Below are 17,330 nucleotides of genomic sequence, written 5' to 3' on the forward strand. Positions count from 1 at the left end.
ACGAACCCCCTGTAGGAGAAAAGAAAGTAGAAATAAAAGTCCTATTTGAAAACAAAGAGAACGGCTGTGGAAATGAAGGAACAATAACAATTACCCAAAAAGAAACGCCACGTCCACAACTGATACCTCAATTTGTATGTGATGGAGACAATAATGGAAAATATGATGACCTGTTACTCAAAGACCTTGATCCTAAAATTAAAGATAAATCAGGACATAATTATTTAGATCAACGCGTATATGAAATAACCTATCATGAAGGATATAAAAAAGCATTGAACGGAACAGGGGTATTAGATAAAAACAAATATTTTAATTTATCCGATTCAATTTATTGTAGAATTAAAAATATTCAAACCGAATGTATCGGCATTACAAAAATAGAATTTGAAACCAATGATCCTGTAGAACTTAATGATGCTACCCTATATGCTTGTGATGGAGATCAAGACGGATACGCGTATTTTCAACTTCCGTTAGTTGAACATTTATTTAAAAATCAACCCAATTCAACAATTCGTTTTTATAGAACCGAAAGGGATGCAAATAATGCCTTGAAAGATGAAGCAATGGGTAAACCTTCAAAACAAATACAAGAACCCGAATTATCTAATTATAAAAGTAATAAAGGATATGTATATGTTCGTGTGGATAATATAGATGATGATTTTTGTCCATCGGTAGCAAAAGTAGAGTTGATTCCTTATGTTTCTCCAACGCCTCCTAATGAAATAGTTTATATCTGTCCAAGATATGCTGCAACACTAGACGCAGGAGATGATGGATACGATCAAATCCGATGGTATTTCAAAGGAAAATTAGTTGGAACCGGTCAATATCTGGAAAATGTTAGAGACATAGGTATTTATACGGTTGAACATACTAAAATTTTAAATTATAATATCAGCTGTACTACTACGCATCAAATAGAAGTTAAATTATTGGAAGAACCGATTATTGTTGAATTACAGCAAGGAAAAGATTATATAACTGTAATAGCAAATGGACCGGCTCCGTTGGAATATTCCATCGATAAGATAAATTGGCAAAGAAGTAACACATTTACTAATTTAAAACAAGGAATTTATACATTCTATGTACGTTCCGTTGCCAATTCTTGTGATGCTATAACATCCAAAGGAATAATTTTCGGAATTAATAATGTGATAACTCCCAACGGTGATAATTTTAACGATGCATGGAGAGTATGCGGATTAGATTTGTTTAAAGGCGAAAATTCTCAAGTTAAAATCTTTGACCGATACGGTAAACAAGTTTTTGAAGAAACCTCTAATACATGTTTTGTATGGGACGGAAAACACTTAGGCAGAAATCTGCCGACATCTTCCTATTGGTACATAATTACTATTGCCGACGGGAGAGAATTTACCGGTTGGATTATGTTAAGGAATTACAATGAATCAGATCGATAAAAAGTTTGCTTATAAACAATACAAAATAGAAAAGACATTCATTTACGAATGTCTTTTTTAATTTAAAAAAGCCGACTGATATTATCGGCTTACATACAAAAGATAAATTAGGACAACAACTTCCTAACAGTTTCTGATATTGTTTTTCCTTCGGATTTTCCTTGTAATTTTTTTGAAGCTATGCCCATAACCTTTCCCAGATCTTTGATATCTTGAGCACCGGTTTCGGCTATAATCTCTCGAAGTTCTTTTTCTAATTCTTCAGGAGTAAGTTGTGTTGGAAGGAATTGCTCAATGACTTTTGCTTGTGCTAATTCATTTTCAGCCAATTCATTCCTGTTGTTAGCTAAAAATTGTTCATAAGCCTCTTTTCTTTGCTTAACCAATCTTTGTAATAAAGCAATTTCCTGGTCCGGAGAAATATCTTCCGTCTTACCATCTGTTTTAAGTAATAATAATTGAGATTTAATAGCACGTAATGATTCCAATGCTACTTTATCTTTATCTTTCATGGCGACTTTCATCGCATCCATTATTTTAGTTTCTAAGCTCATAATTATTTGTTTTAGTTAGGGACTAATCAACATTATCATGGAAAAAATTATTCGGTCGGATTTGAACTTCATTAGAATTTTTGTTAAAGTACATATCCGAACTTTTATTAGAATCTATATTTTCATCTAAATTAATGCCTTGTCTTTTATAAGCCGGAACTTTTTCTACTTCATCAACATTTTGTTTAGATAATCCTTGAAATTTGCTGTTCAGTTTTTTCAATCGTTCTCTTCTTTCTTGGATTTTTTTCTCCATAAGCTCATTCAAGGATTCTGAAGAATAATTTTTATCTTCAGAAACGGTTTGATCTTCTGTGAAAATTTCCTTTTTTTCTTCAGGAAGCTGAAACTTGTTATTATAAGAACTCAATTCTTCGGTTTCTGTTTGAAAATTTACTTTTTGAGTAAAATCCTCAGCTTCATCTAAAGTGAATATAGTCGATTGGTTTACAGGAGGCTCGGGAAGTTTATCTTCTTTGATTTCCTTAAATGTATTTTCTGTATTAGAAAATAAAGTTGTTTCATTATTTTGGGGAGGATATACATCCTTTTTAATAATATTTATTTCCTCATCAATGGGAAAAGAGGGAACAATCGGATCTTTTCTGTTAGATATTCCAAAAGTGGTTACCTCTTCTTCATCTTCTAGAGTTATTATTTTTTGAATCGTTTTTTCTTCGTTTTTTTCCTGAATATAATTTCCTTTATTAATTGAAGAAATTATTTGTGGTTCATCAGATCTATTATCTTTTTGACTATTGAAATTTGCAGCTTTTGCATTTCCTAAATTCAAGGGATTAGAAGTTGGAAAATCATCAGTTAACGTATGTACGATCTTCTCTTTTTCTTTACCGCTGTTTCTTTCATCGTCCACAGGAAAACCGGTTGCAATGACAGTTACTCTGATACTATCTCCTAAACTTTCATCCTCACCGATACCCATAATAATATTTGTACTGTTACCGGCCTCAGATTGAATGTAATCGTTAATGATACCTATTTCGTCTACTGTTATCTCATCATCACCGGATACGATTAACAATAATACATTCTTAGCTCCCGTAATTTTATTATCATTAAGCAAAGGAGAGTCCAAGGCTGCCATGATAGCATCCTGGGCTTTGTTAGGTCCAGAAGAAACAGCAGATCCCATGATGGCAGTTCCGCTATCTGCCAGAACGGTTTTAGCATCACGTAAATCTATATTGATGGAGTAATTTTTGGTAATAACTTCAGCAATTCCTTTAGCAGCTGTGCTTAGCACCTCATTGGATTTTGAGAATCCGGATTTATAACCCAAGTTTCCATACAATTCTCTCAACTTATCGTTTTTTACGACAATTAAAGAGTCAACGTTTTTCCTGATTTTTTCAAGACCTTTTTCTGCTTGTTCCAATCGCGATTTACCTTCAAAAGAAAAAGGAATAGTGACAATACCAACAGTTAGAATACCCATTTCTTTTGCAATACCCGAAATAATAGGCGCCGCTCCTGTACCGGTTCCTCCTCCCATTCCTGCGGTAATGAAAACCATTTTAGTTTGATCACCTAAAGCATTTTTAATGTCATCTATACTCTCTAGAGCAGCCTGTTCTCCGATTTCAGGATTGGCTCCGGCTCCTAAACCTTCCGTAATGGTATTTCCCAACTGAATTTTATTTGGGATAGGATTATTGATTAATGCCTGTGCATCCGTATTGCAAATTATAAAATCTACACCGGTAATGCCTTGATCATACATATAACCAACAGCATTATTTCCTCCACCTCCGACACCAATTACCTTGATGGCTGAAGTTTTATTTTTGGGCAGCTCAAAAAATAGCTTATTGTTCTCTGTATTATCCATTGTATTCTATCTGTTTATTCTGTATCGTTAATATATTTAATAAATTTTTCTTGAAAAGAAGCGAATATAGATTTTTTCTTTTCTTTACTTTTCTTCTTTTCTTCTTTCAAAGTTTTTTGCTCAATATTTAGGGTAGTTGTACTAGAATTTTCAGTCGGAATATCTGAAGAAACTTCAGGTTTCTTTATATTTTTAGTTTCCTGTTGAATTTTATTTTTCTTTAGTTCAAGATTATTGAGCCCTGTCATTAATAATCCTATGGCAGTAGCATATTCAGGACTGGCTAATTCTTCAGGCTGTCCTCCGGCTAAATGTTCATTACAATAACCAATGCGAACATCCATACCTGTGGTATATTCTGTTAATTGCCTTAAGTGCTTTAACTTAGAACCACCTCCCGTCATTACGATTCCGGCAATCAATTTTTTCTTTTGCTCCTCACATCCGTAATTTTTTAACTCTAAATAAGCTAAGGAAATAATTTCTTCAACCCTTGCATGTATAATTTGAGATAATTTCTTAACGGTAATTTCTTTGGGTTCTCTTCCGTGTAATCCGGGTATACTGATGACTTCAATCTCTTTATTTTCAGAAGGCCAGGCAGAACCATATTTAACTTTTAAAATTTCTGCTTGTCTTTCAATAATTGAACAACCTGATTTGATATCATCAGTAATCACATTTCCTCCGAAAGGTATTACCGCTGTATGACGGATAATATTGTCTTTAAAAACGGCAATATCCGTTGTACCTCCTCCTACATCGATCAAAGCAACTCCGGCTTCTTTTTCTTCCTGACTCAAAACCGCATCCGAAGAGGCAAGGGGTTCCAATGTTATACCAACTAAATTTAATCCTGCTTCTTTAACACATCTGGCAATATTTCTAATTAAAGAAATTTGACCAACTACTACATGAAAATTAGCTTCCAATCTGCTACCGTGGAAACCTCTCGGTTCAATAATTTCAGATTGAGAATCAACCTTGTATTCTTGAGGAAGAACATGTATAATTTCTTCTCCCGGAAGCATGACTAGTTTATGTACTTGTTCTTTTAACTTTTCAATATCCGTATCGTCAATAACATCTTCAAAGTTAGGTCTGGAAATATAATCGCTGTGTTGAAGACTTCTAATATGTTGTCCTGCAATTCCAACAGTAACATCGGTAATTTTGTAATTTGCTGCTTTTTCAGCCTCAGAAATTGCTTTTTTTATTGAATCAATAGTCTGAGTAATATTATTTACTACACCCCGATGAACGCCTAAACTTTTAGCTCTTCCCATTCCCAGAATAACCAATTTTCCATGTTCATTCCTTTGCCCAACTATAGCAACAATCTTTGTTGTGCCTATATCCAAACCTACTGCAATATTGTTGTTGTTGTCCATATTTATCTCTTTGTTGCAACTATTTGATTGTCATATTTTAAACTTATTTTCTTATAAACGCCAAAACCTACATAATCTAGATATTGTTTGTAAAATTCTTTTAGATTTGTAAGTTTCTGATGATTGTTTTTAAGATCACCATATTCTATATATACTCCGGCTACATTTAAAAGTAAATTATAACTATTTTTTTTGTCTTTATCAATGCTTATAATGTGATTTTTTAATATCTTATCTTCACTTATTAATTGAGATAATTTTACTAATTTTTTATATTCCTCTGCTTTAATATCACCACTTACAAGTAAACAAGGCAATGAAAAGTTTTGGGACAGAGGAAATTTCGTACCGTTTTGATCCAAATAAAATTCATCACTGGGAGTCTTAATTCGAACAATTGGAATTTTTTGACTCACATGTATATTTAGGGAACCATTTAAGTCTATATAAACATTACTGTTTGAAATAAACGGTATGGTATCCAAATTTTCTTCGGTTTTTGAAATATCAATATCTTTTATTTTACCGGCTTTCTTTTCATTTTTTGAAGATCGATTGACAATGTCATAAACCATGGCATTGGTAATAAAATGTATATAATCAGAATTATCAATTAGAATACTGACGTTATCTATACTTTTATCATTATGTCTTCGAACTGCAAAGTTCATCAAAAATCCTAGTACAATTAGTAATAAAAAAATTTTAATTAATCTATATTTTAATTTCATTAAGCCAATTTATAATGGGATCATATAAGGTATCAATATTACCGGCTCCTATGGTTAAGAGCACATCAAAATCTTTTGTCTTAATACTTTTTAAAACATTATCAATCGAGCATACTTCCTTGTCATCAAGTTGTATTTTATCCGCCAACCATTCCGAAGTTATTCCTTCGATAGGAGTTTCTCTGGCCGGGTAGATGTCCAATAAAATAAGCGTATCTGTTTTGCTGAGACTTTTAGCAAAATCCTCTGCAAAGTCAGCGGTCCTTGAATATAAGTGAGGCTGAAATACTGTTAGTAATTTTTTGGTAGGATACAAATTTCTAATTGTATCGATAACAGCATTGATTTCAGTTGGATGATGGGCATAATCATCGATGTAAATTTTATTATTTTCAAATATATGTTTATTAAATCTTCGTAAAACCCCTTTAAAATCAATTAAAGCCTTACGAAGTATATCGGCTTCAATACCTAGTTGTAAGCTGATTGCTAAAGCGGCTATTGCATTTTCTACATTGTGTTTTCCGGGTATGGGTACAATAAAATCTTTTATAATTTGATGAGGCGTTACTAAATCAAAATGGAATTGCCCATTGATTATCTGTATATTTTCAGCATAATAATCTGCCTTTTCATGAGCTGAATAAGTAAGGTGTTTTGCATTAATGGGTAACCCTTTTTTAACTATTAAAAATCCGTTTTCGGGAATTAAGTCCGCAAATTGATTAAAAGATTCAATTATATTTTCATGATTTTCATAAATATCCAAGTGATCTGAATCTGTAGATGTTATAGCTGCCATGTTTGGAGAAAGAGACAAGAAGGACCGATCAAATTCATCAGCTTCAACAATGGAAATCTTGGACCCATTGTAAATGAAGTTAGAATTATAATTGGCAGAAATACCGCCTAAAAAAGCAGTAGCGGGTAAATTTGCATACTTACAAATATGCCCTAATAAGGTTGAAGTTGTCGTCTTTCCATGAGTTCCTGCAATAGCTAAACACAAAGTACTTTTAGTGATTTCACCTAAAACTTGCGATCGTTTGAAAAGTGTAAATCCTTTTTCAATAAAATAGTGTTTAATTTTTAAATTTTCAGGTATAGCAGGTGTATAAATCACTACCGTATCCTCTTTGGAAATATTTTTCGGAAGTAATGATATCGTATCCTCAAAAATAATAGATATATTTTCCTTTTCCAGGTTATGAGTCAGTTTAGTAGGAGTCTTATCATATCCATACACGGTTGCATTGGAAAATTTGAAATAACGAGCCAAAGCACTCATTCCTATTCCTCCAATTCCTATAAAGTAATAATTTTTATATGTATGAATATCTTTCATAGACTAGTAAATTTTCAATTCATTTAATATATGAGTTACAATTTCTTCCGTAGCATTTGGTTTAGCCAATTTAACAATATTTTCAGACAATAGTTCTCTTTCTTTTTTATCTGTACAAAGATTTTGTATCTCGCTTAATAATTTTTGAGAAACCTCCGAATCCTTTACCATTTTTGCAGCGTTTGCGTTAACTAATTGCCGGGCATTTTTAGTTTGATGATCTTCTGCAGCAAAGGGGAAAGGTATAAGTATTGTTGGCTTTCCGGCTAAGGTTAATTCCGATATGGCTATTGCTCCGGCTCTAGATATAATGATATCAGCGGCAGCGTAAGCAACGGACATATCTTTTATAAACTCAAAAATAAATATATTGTTGTGTTTTAAGTTGTTATTGGCTTTAATGTCTGAATAATCCAATTTTCCGGTTTGCCATATGATTTGAATATTGGTATCAGCAATTATCTTGGAATTTTCCTTCCAAAAATTATTGATAGTTCTCGAGCCTAAAGACCCTCCTATAGATAAAATTGCCAATTTCGATGGATCGAGTCCTAATTCTTTTTTGGCTTGTTCTTGAGTTATAGTTCCAAATAAAGATTTCCTAACAGGATTTCCGGTAACATATAAGTTATCTTTTGGGAAATATTTTTCCATGCCTTCATAAGCAACAAAAATTCCTTTGGCTTTATTTGCAAGTTTTCTATTGGTAATACCAGGAAATGAATTTTGTTCCTGTATAAAAGTGGGAATGTTTGCTTGAGCTGCAACATATAAAGCAGGCCCGGATGCATATCCGCCGGTACCTATTGCCGCATTCGGTTGGAAAGATTTAATAATTTTTCGTGATTTTATTAGGCTCGAAATAATTTTAAAAGGAAATTTAAAGTTAGACAGCATGGACGATCGTGAAATTCCTGAGATCCATAATCCTTCAATAGCATAACCGGCTTGAGGTACTTTTTCCATTTCCATTTTATTTTCTGAACCTATAAACAGAAATTCTGCATTAGGAATACGATGTTTTATTTCATCTGCAATGGCAATTGCAGGAAAAATATGTCCACCGGTTCCACCCCCGCTTATTATAAATCTAGGCGATCTCATAATTTATATCTCCTTTATTATTTTCTTTAACTGTGTTTTCATTTGAAACAATTTCACGACTTACACTAATAATAATCCCTAAAGCCATATAAGTTACCCACATGGAAGTTCCTCCGTAACTTAATATGGGTAGAGGCTGTCCGGTAACCGGAATTAAATTAACGGCTACAGCCATATTGGAAAATGCCTGAAATATAACCGGTAAACCAATACCCACCACTAATAAAGTACCGAATATATTTTCCACCTTAGTGGCTATAACAATGATTCTCCAGAGTATAAGTAAATAAAGGAAAAAACATAAAAACACACCTGCATAACCGTATTCCTCTACTATAATAGCAAATATAAAATCCGAAGAAGATTGAGGTAAAGATTGCTTAAAAGCGCTTTTTCCCGGTCCTCTGGGTATAATACCGCCCTGAACTATAGCTGCTTTAGCTTGTTGTACCTGGTAACTTTCTTCTCCATCTTCTCCAGCAAAGTTTTCAATTCTGCTCTTCCACGTATGAACCCTGTGGCCGGGAAACATATCCGGATATTCCAACACGATTGTTATAAAAAGAATAGCCACAATTATACCAACCCCGATAATTGAAAGTAATATTTTGATAGGATATCCCCCGATAAACAATAAAGCTAAAACCATCAAAAAAATTAAAATTCCCGTTGATCCGTTTGCAGGAAATATAAGTCCGACTACCATAAAAATAGGTAGTAAAATAGGTACAAAACTATTATTGAAAGTTATTTCTTTATCTTTAATTCTATCAAGATATCGGGCAACATATATATTTAATACTAATGCCGCAAAAACAGAGGTTTGAAAGGCAAACGGAACCCCCGGAAGTTTCAACCAACGAGAAGCATTCGCTCCATCAATACTTTTTCCTTGCATTAAAGTAAGTATCAATAAAAAAATAACTACCGGTAATAATAATTTGGAAAATCCGCCAAAATATTTATAATCAATTTTTTGAAAAATAAAAACAATACCTATTCCGACTATGATAAACCCGGCATGTTTAGCAAAATGTCCCAAAACAGATCCTTGTCCGACTACATATTGCAAATTCGAACTGGCAGAGTATACGGGTAAGAAGGAAGCTAACGAAATCAGTAATATCGCTGCCCAAAGAGTTATATCTCCCTTAAAGTATTGTTTTAATTTTCTCATTTATTAAAGTTTTCTAACTTCCTCCTTAAACTGATTTCCTCGATCTTCATAATTTTTAAATAGATCGAAACTTGCACATGCAGGTGAAAGAAGTACAGAATCTCCTTTTGAGCCTAAACTATAGGCTGCATTTACGGCATCTTTCATACATTTAGTTTCAACAATGTTTGAAACTATATCTTGAAAAGTATCAATTATTTTTTTATTATCAACACCTAAACAAACTATGGCTTTGACTTTTCTTTGAACAAATGGAATCAGTTCACTGTAGTCATTTCCTTTGTCAGTTCCTCCCACAATCCAGATCACCGGTGTTTTCATACTTTCTAAAGCATAATAAACAGAATTTACATTGGTCGCCTTACTGTCGTTGATAAAATTAATTCCATTAATTTTTAAAACAAATTCCAAACGGTGTTCAACCGCTTCAAAATCCATTAAACTTTGTTTTATGAAATCATTTTTAATTTTAGATAGTTTTCCGGCAATTCCTGCTGCCATGGAATTGGCAATATTGTGTTTTCCTGTAAGTGCTAATTCGTTGATTTTCATTTTAAAAGTATCTGAGTTAATGTGGAAGTTTATATTTTCATGATTGCTGAAAGCTCCGTTTTCAATTTTCATATGTAAAGAAAAAGGAAGCTTTTGCGCTTTGGTATTATGATTTTGAAACCAATTAGTAGTCATTGGATCATCCTCATTATATATAAAATAATCCTTAGGATCTTGATTTTTAGTTATTGTAAATTTTGCATCGATATACTTTTGATAGGTGTATTCATATCGATCGAGATGGTCAGGACTTAAATTCAAAACCATAGCTATATGAGGCTTGAAGTTTTGAATGTCATCTAACTGAAAACTGCTAATTTCAAGTATATAATAATCAAAATTTTCTTCAGCTACCTGCCAAGCAAAGCTTTTACCGATATTTCCTGCCAATCCAACAGAATAACCAGCTTTTTTAAACATATGGTAGGTTAATGAGGTAGTGGTTGTTTTACCATTTGAACCGGTAATTGCAATAAGTGTAGCATCGGTATATTGTGAGGCAAATTCAATTTCTGATGAAATAAGAATTTGACTTTCACTAATTTTTTGAATTATGGGTGATTTTTTAGGGATTCCCGGGCTTTTTATGATCCAATCAGCATTGAGTATTAATGCCTCTGTATGTTGTTTTTCTTCAAATGGAATTCCCTTTTCAGATAAAATCGCTTTATATTCTTCTTTTATAGAACCCATATCGGAAAGAAAAACGTCAAATCCAACTTTTTTTCCTAATATGGCTGCACCTACGCCACTTTCTCCACCTCCTAATATAACTAACCTTTTCATTTCTTTTTATCTTACTTTTAGGGTTATGATACAGAATATGGCCAGCATAATTCCAATAATCCAAAAACGGGTTACTATTTTACTTTCGTGATATCCTAATTTTTGAAAATGGTGATGAAGGGGAGACATTAAAAATATTCTTTTTCCTTCTCCGTATTTTTTCTTAGTATATTTAAAATAAATTACCTGGAGTATTACAGAAAGATTTTCAATTAAAAATATTCCACACAATACAGGGATTAGTAGTTCTTTTCTTAAAACTATAGCTAAAACTGCGATAACGCCTCCGATCGTAAGACTTCCCGTATCTCCCATAAATATTTGAGCCGGATACGTGTTATACCATAAAAAGCCGATCAAAGCACCGGCAAAGGCTGCCGAAAATATTACTATTTCGCCCGAATTAGGAATATACATCAGATTTAAGTAATCCGCCATCATTATATTTCCGGACACATAAGCAAATAAAGCTAGTGTGGTAACAATAATTGCTGAGCTTCCTGCTGCTAGTCCATCAATCCCGTCGGTGAGGTTGGCTCCGTTAGAAACTGCAGTAACAATAGTTATAACCACCGGAATTAAAATGATCCATACCAAATCTTCTGATTCTTTTTCATCCATTCCTATCCATTTGAGAACTTTTCCGTAATCAAATTGATTGTTTTTAAAAAATGGAATAGTAGTTTTAAATGTTTTTTCTTTGGGATAGAAATCTTTTGCGAATTCTATATTATGTGAGCCTTCAATTTTTTCTTTGATTACTATATCTTTATTTGTATATAAAACTACTCCCACAAAAATACCGAGACTTATCTGACCTAAAACTTTGAATTTACCTTTTAATCCGACTTTATTTTTTTTATGAATTTTTAAAAAATCGTCTAAAAATCCAATAATTCCCATCCAAATGGTCGATATGACCAATATAATAATATAGATGTTGTTTAATTTACAAAATAAAAGTACCGGAATCAACGTTGCCAAGATGATAATAATTCCCCCCATAGTCGGAGTACCTTCTTTTTCTTTTTGTCCGCTAAGTCCCAGTTCTCTTACTGTTTCACCTAATTGTTTTCTTCGAAGGAAATTGATAATTTTTTTACCAATAATTAAAGAGATAAATAGAGATGTAAATACCGCTGCTAAGGCTCGGAATGTAATATATCTATATAAACCGCTTCCGGGTATATAATAATTTACATTTAAATAATCAAATAAGTGGTAAAGCATCCTTTTTATGTGTTTTTTAATAATTCTTTAGCTATTTTCATATCATCAAATGGAAAATGCTTTCCATTAATTTCTTGATAATTTTCATGTCCTTTTCCTGCAATCAGGATTATATCTTTAGGTGCTGCCATTTTAATGGCTGTTCGTATGGCTTGTTTTCTATCTGTTATGGATAAATATTTATTGGTATTTTGAGGTTCAATTCCTGTTTCAATTTCTTGTATTATTTCATCCGGATTTTCATCTCTGGGATTATCGGATGTTATAATAGCTAAATCGGATAATCGAGTGGCAATATTTCCCATTTTGGGTCTTTTCTCTTTATCTCTATGTCCTCCACAACCAAAAACAGTAATTAGTTTTTCATTTCTGGTACGAGATTGATTGATGGCCTCCAAAATGTTTTGTAACGCATCGGGAGTATGGGCGTAATCCACAATAATGTATTTTTTGTCATCGCTCACATAGGTTTCAAATCGTCCTTTCACTCGTTGTAATTTACTTAATGCCGTTACAATACCTAAAGAATCAAAGCCTAATTCAGAAGCAATAGTATAAGCTAAAAGTTCATTGTATGCATTGAATTTTCCTGCTAAAACTGTCCAAAATTCTTGATTATTAAATTGTAACAACATTCCGTCTAATCTATTCTCAATAATTTTCCCCTTATATTCTGAATTTGATTTTAAGGAATAGGTTACTTTTTTAGCGTTCGTATTTTGAAGCATTATAAGACCATTTTTATCATCCATATTAGTGATCGCAATGGCGGTCTTTGGTAATTCATCAAAAAATTTCTTTTTTGCAGCAATATAATTGGAAAACGTTTGGTGATAATCCAAATGGTCATGCGTGATATTTGTAAAAGCTCCAATTTTAAAAGTTAACCCTGCTAACCTATTTTGATGTATTCCGTGCGAACTGACTTCCATGAATGCATATTGACAACCTTCGTCTACTGCTTGAGCTAGTAATTGGTTTATGGTAATAGGATCAGGAGTCGTATGATTTGAATTTAAAACTTTATCTGAAATTCTGTTTTCAATTGTTGAAAGTAAAGCACAACGAAAACCTAATTGTGTAAATAAATTATAGAGTAAAGTTGTTGTGGTCGTCTTACCATTAGTTCCTGTAATCCCTGCAAGTGTCAATTTCTCGGAAGGATTGTCATAAAAGTTTGAAGCGACTATACCTAAAGCTATGCTTGAATTTTTAACCTGAACATAAGTTACGTAATCTGATAACTCTTCAGGAAGTTCTTCGCATACGACAACAGACGCCCCTTGGGTTATAGCTTGGGGTATATATTTATGACCGTCTAAATCGTATCCTTTTATCGCAAAGAAAATATATCCCGATTCAATTTTCCTTGAATCAAATGAAATATTTTTAATTGAAGAACCAACATTACCAATTAGTTTTTCAATGGATACTTTATATAATAGGTCTGAAAGCTTTTTCATGCGCTTAATTTTAAATATACAGTCATACCTTTTTTTATAGGATAGCCAATTATGGATTGTTCAATGACTTTTCCATTTCCTGAATAAACTACTTTTAATCCCAGGTTTTCCAAAGCGGGGATAGCATCTTTTCCATAATAGCCAATTACGTTTGGAACCAAGGCAGTAGATGGGCTAATAGTTAGCTTTTGGTTTTTAGTTAATAATACATTTATATTTTGTGACTCTTTAGATTTATCTTCTTTGGGCAGATTTAATGGTTTTTTAAGATATACTTTACCTGCTATTTCTTTAAATACAGGAGCCGCAACCTGAGATCCATAAAATCCTTTTTTTGGTTTATTAATGACTACTATACACGAATATTCAGGATGATCTGCGGGAAAAAATCCGCAGAAAGAGGCTTGATATAATCTGCCTTTTCCTTTATTCCAGTATTCCACCTGAGCAGTTCCTGTTTTACCGGCCATTGATAAATTCGGTGTATAAATACTTTTTGACGTTCCTGTTTCCACGGCATAGGTTAACATTTTCTTTAAATCGTTAATTGCTTTTTGGGAAGCCATTTTTTGATTTATTACTATAGGCGTAAATTTTTCGGTAACGATACCTTTTGATTCAATTTTATACAGAAGTTGAGGTTTCATTAATTTGCCGTTGTTAGCTACTCCATTGTAAAAAGTAAGAATTTGCAGCGGAGTAAGTTTTACGCCATAACCGAATGACATCCAAGCAAGGGTAACCGGACTCCATTTTTTACCGTATTTAGGTATGTAAGGAGCGCTTTCTCCGGGTATATCAATGTCAGTTTTTTTATTAATGCCCCATGAATTTATTTTATTTAAAAAATCTTGCGGATTTTTAGAAAAATATTTATCTACCGTTTTAGAAATTCCCACATTGCTCGATTGAGAAAGAACCTGTGATAGAGTGATAATACCGCTTCCGTGATCATCTCGAATGGTATGTTTGTAATATTTCCAATACCCGGGGCCAATATCAACCGTGGTATTCGGTTCTACATATCCATCATCCAGAAGAGCCAACATAGATATTGATTTAAATGTTGATCCCGGTTCTGCAGCCTCCCATACAGCAAAATTTCGTAAATCGTCGTATCCTCCGTCTTTTGTTCGTTGAAGATTGGTAAGGGCAACGATCTTACCGGTGGCAACTTCCATAACTATAGCACAACCATGATCCGCTTCAGATTTTTCAAGTTGTTCTTGCAAAGCAGAATAAGCAATGTCTTGAATCCTCATGTCTATAGTTGTATACACATCATTACCATCTTGAGGTTCTAACTCTATATTAATGGGTTTCCACTGTTTTTGATTAATTCTTTGTTGGATTTCTCTCCCGTTTTTACCTTTTAAATAACAAGAAAATGCACCTTCTAACCCTGATTTTCCTCTTTCATCATCAAATCCTAAGGTTCTGATTCCAAATCCTGAAATGGTTTTTATTCTCTCGGTTCTTCTTTCAACTATAAAGCCTCCTTTGTTTTTTCCTTTGTTTAAGATTGGAAAATTTTTAAGTCTGGCAAATTGTTCGTAATCAAGACCTTTGGCTAGTTTTAAGTATTGATTTTCTTTTTTTCTTGCTTCGTTTAATTTTGAATAAAAATAAAAGCTTGGCTTTTTAAACATTTTTTGCAAAGAATCGCATAATGCTCCAATATTATTTTGATACAATTCGTTACGGATAGTTTTCATATCCATATATATATCATATTTAGTAATCGTGGTGGCAAGTAAGATACCGTCCGACGCATATAAATTACCTCTTGCGGCTACAACCTCTACATTTCGGAAATTGGTGGTTTGAGCAAGATTTTTATATTTTTCGGTATCATGAGTTTGAATATAAATAAGGCGAGCAAACACGGATACCGCAAATAATAAAATAAGTGCGGCAACCAAGTAGGTACGTGCTAATATTTTTTTTCGCTCATTATTCATCTTTAACTTTAAGTACCAAAATTTTATAAGGTTGTTTATCTAATGCATGAAGTGAATCAGAGATGACCATGTCCTCCAATTCTGATTCTACTTTCAATTTCATTAGTTTATTATGTATTAAAGCATATCGGGCTTTATATTCTTCTGATTTTTCTTTTAACTCTGAAATTTCAACTACTTTTTCGTCAACTATATGAGAAGAAGAAATTGAAATTAGAGACAAAATCATCATAAATAAAATAAACTTCCAAACGGAAAAAGCATCGCCCTCTACTAAAAATTTTCCTTTTAGTATATCTAAAATAGTTCTACCTTTTTTATTTTTAGCTCTTCTTTTAGCCATTGTACCGTTTTGTTGCTATTCGCATTTTTGCACTACGTGCTCTTGTGTTATCTAAAATTTCTTCCTGATTCGGGATTATAGCTTTTGAATATGGAATATCAAAAGGTTTGTCCCAATTCCCGTAAATATCTCTTTCCGGCTCTCCTTTAAATAATCCTGTTTTTAAAAATTTTTTAACCAATCGATCTTCAAGCGAATGATAGGAGATAAACACCAATGTTCCTCCCGGCTTAAGCATTTCATAGCTTTGAGTTAATAGCTCTTTCAAAGCGTTTAATTCGTCATTTACTTCAATTCTAAGTGCTTGAAATAATTGAGCGAAAAATTTATTTTGTTTAAAAGGGGGAATGCTCTTTTCAAAAATTACTTTAAGATCTGAGGTTGTTTCTATATGTTTTTCTTTTCTTGCTTCTATAATTTCTCTTGAAATTTTTCTGGATTGTTTTAATTCTCCATATAAATAAAAAATTTCAGCTAATTGATCTTCTGTATAGTTGTTAATAATATCTTTTGCACTAAGGGATTGTTTATTGTTCATCCTCATGTCTAGTGGGCCGTCAAATCGGGTAGAAAAACCTCTTAACGGCATATCAAATTGATGGGATGAAACCCCTAAATCGGCAAGTATACCATCAACAGCGTCTACTTTATAAAATCGCAACGAATTTTTCAAATAACGAAAATTCTGTTGAATGAAGGTAAAGCGACTATCTTGAATAAGGTTAGCAATTGCATCATAATCTTGATCAAAAGCAAACAGCTTTCCTTCAGGAGATAATTTTTCCAAAATTAAACGAGAGTGCCCTCCGCCGCCAAAAGTGCAATCCACGTAAGTGCCATTTGGGTTTGCAATTAAAGCATCTACGCTTGGATGTAATAATACAGGCTTATGATAATTCATCTTCAGATATATTACCCATTACTTCCTCTGCTAAATTGGCAAAGTCTAAATCATTTACATTAACAGAATCTTCATAAAGGTTCTTGTCCCATATTTCAATAACATTAATAGCTGCTGCTACTACAATATTTTTTTCTAGCTTAGCAAATTGTATCAAATCTTTACTTATCTGTAAACGTCCGCTGGTGTCTATTTCCACATTTTTTAAACCGGCTGTAAATTGGCGAATAAAATCATTATTTTTTTTTACAAAACGGTTTAATTTATTTATTTTGCCCATTACCTGATTCCATTCAGACATGGGGTGAAGCTCTAAACAGGGTTGAAATACGGATCTTTTTAGAACAAAACCTTCTTGCAAAAGGGTATCCATTTGCTTCTTCAAACCTGAGGGGAGCAACATTCTTCCTTTTGAATCAAGGGTGCATTCATATGTTCCAATAAGATTTACCATATTAGTCTTCAAAATTAGAAATTATTTTCCACTTTGCTCCACTTTTACCCACTTTT

15 protein-coding genes are annotated in these 17,330 nt (G+C 32.9%); 1 reads left to right on the forward strand and 14 read right to left on the reverse strand.

The annotated features are described in order from the left end of the window. Positions 1-1,433: T9SS type B sorting domain-containing protein (locus GFV01_RS07040; RefSeq protein ID WP_160565875.1), on the forward strand; the 1,433-nt coding region annotated here is incomplete at its 5' end. 107 nt (positions 1,434-1,540) lie between these two features. Here GFV01_RS07040 and GFV01_RS07045 read toward each other — a convergent pair. Genes GFV01_RS07045 through mraZ form a run of 14 tightly spaced genes read right to left on the reverse strand, consistent with a single transcriptional unit; the run spans position 1,541 to position 17,274 of the window. Beyond that, positions 1,541-1,987, reverse strand: a complete 447-nt coding sequence (locus GFV01_RS07045) for a GatB/YqeY domain-containing protein (protein WP_160542448.1) — start codon at positions 1,985-1,987, stop codon at positions 1,541-1,543. 22 nt (positions 1,988-2,009) lie between these two features. After that, the gene (gene ftsZ, locus GFV01_RS07050) at positions 2,010-3,836 is read right to left on the reverse strand and encodes a cell division protein FtsZ (protein ID WP_160565877.1); all 1,827 of its coding nucleotides are present in this window, start codon (positions 3,834-3,836) and stop codon (positions 2,010-2,012) included. A gap of 14 nt (positions 3,837-3,850) precedes the next feature. Further along, positions 3,851-5,227, reverse strand: a complete 1,377-nt coding sequence (gene ftsA, locus GFV01_RS07055) for a cell division protein FtsA (protein ID WP_160542446.1) — start codon at positions 5,225-5,227, stop codon at positions 3,851-3,853. A gap of 2 nt (positions 5,228-5,229) precedes the next feature. Next, complete coding sequence (locus GFV01_RS07060; RefSeq protein WP_160565879.1) at positions 5,230-5,958, reverse strand: cell division protein FtsQ/DivIB; 729 nt, start codon at positions 5,956-5,958, stop codon at positions 5,230-5,232. Then, positions 5,942-7,303 (reverse strand): UDP-N-acetylmuramate--L-alanine ligase, encoded by a 1,362-nt coding sequence (murC, locus tag GFV01_RS07065; protein ID WP_160565881.1) that lies wholly within the window; start codon positions 7,301-7,303, stop codon positions 5,942-5,944. Before murC ends, GFV01_RS07060 begins: the two co-directional genes overlap by 17 nt. A 3-nt stretch (positions 7,304-7,306) precedes the next feature. Beyond that, positions 7,307-8,407, reverse strand: coding sequence for an undecaprenyldiphospho-muramoylpentapeptide beta-N-acetylglucosaminyltransferase (gene murG / locus GFV01_RS07070; protein ID WP_160565884.1), 1,101 nt, complete (start codon positions 8,405-8,407; stop codon positions 7,307-7,309). Beyond that, on the reverse strand, positions 8,394-9,584 hold the full coding sequence (locus tag GFV01_RS07075) for an FtsW/RodA/SpoVE family cell cycle protein (protein WP_160565886.1): 1,191 nt from the start codon (positions 9,582-9,584) through the stop codon (positions 8,394-8,396). Before GFV01_RS07075 ends, murG begins: the two co-directional genes overlap by 14 nt. A 3-nt stretch (positions 9,585-9,587) precedes the next feature. Next, a complete protein-coding gene (gene murD, locus GFV01_RS07080) occupies positions 9,588-10,922 on the reverse strand; it encodes a UDP-N-acetylmuramoyl-L-alanine--D-glutamate ligase (RefSeq protein WP_160565888.1) in 1,335 nt (444 codons plus the stop codon). 6 nt (positions 10,923-10,928) lie between these two features. Next, on the reverse strand, positions 10,929-12,152 hold the full coding sequence (gene mraY / locus GFV01_RS07085; RefSeq protein ID WP_160565890.1) for a phospho-N-acetylmuramoyl-pentapeptide-transferase: 1,224 nt from the start codon (positions 12,150-12,152) through the stop codon (positions 10,929-10,931). A 5-nt stretch (positions 12,153-12,157) separates the two neighbouring features. Next, positions 12,158-13,615, reverse strand: a complete 1,458-nt coding sequence (locus tag GFV01_RS07090; protein WP_160565892.1) for a UDP-N-acetylmuramoyl-L-alanyl-D-glutamate--2,6-diaminopimelate ligase — start codon at positions 13,613-13,615, stop codon at positions 12,158-12,160. Further along, complete coding sequence (locus tag GFV01_RS07095; protein ID WP_160542439.1) at positions 13,612-15,576, reverse strand: penicillin-binding protein; 1,965 nt, start codon at positions 15,574-15,576, stop codon at positions 13,612-13,614. Before GFV01_RS07095 ends, GFV01_RS07090 begins: the two co-directional genes overlap by 4 nt. Further along, complete coding sequence (locus GFV01_RS07100) at positions 15,569-15,919, reverse strand: FtsL-like putative cell division protein (RefSeq protein ID WP_160565894.1); 351 nt, start codon at positions 15,917-15,919, stop codon at positions 15,569-15,571. Before GFV01_RS07100 ends, GFV01_RS07095 begins: the two co-directional genes overlap by 8 nt. After that, on the reverse strand, positions 15,912-16,820 hold the full coding sequence (gene rsmH / locus GFV01_RS07105) for a 16S rRNA (cytosine(1402)-N(4))-methyltransferase RsmH (RefSeq protein ID WP_160565896.1): 909 nt from the start codon (positions 16,818-16,820) through the stop codon (positions 15,912-15,914). Before rsmH ends, GFV01_RS07100 begins: the two co-directional genes overlap by 8 nt. Continuing rightward, entirely contained in the window at positions 16,807-17,274 is a 468-nt protein-coding gene (gene mraZ, locus GFV01_RS07110) for a division/cell wall cluster transcriptional repressor MraZ (RefSeq protein WP_105297105.1), read from the reverse strand. Before mraZ ends, rsmH begins: the two co-directional genes overlap by 14 nt. Positions 17,275-17,330: the final 56 nt, after the last annotated feature.

Origin of the sequence: Apibacter sp. B2912 (assembly GCF_009827835.1) — a bacterium.
Taxonomy (GTDB): Bacteria; Bacteroidota; Bacteroidia; order Flavobacteriales; family Weeksellaceae; genus Apibacter.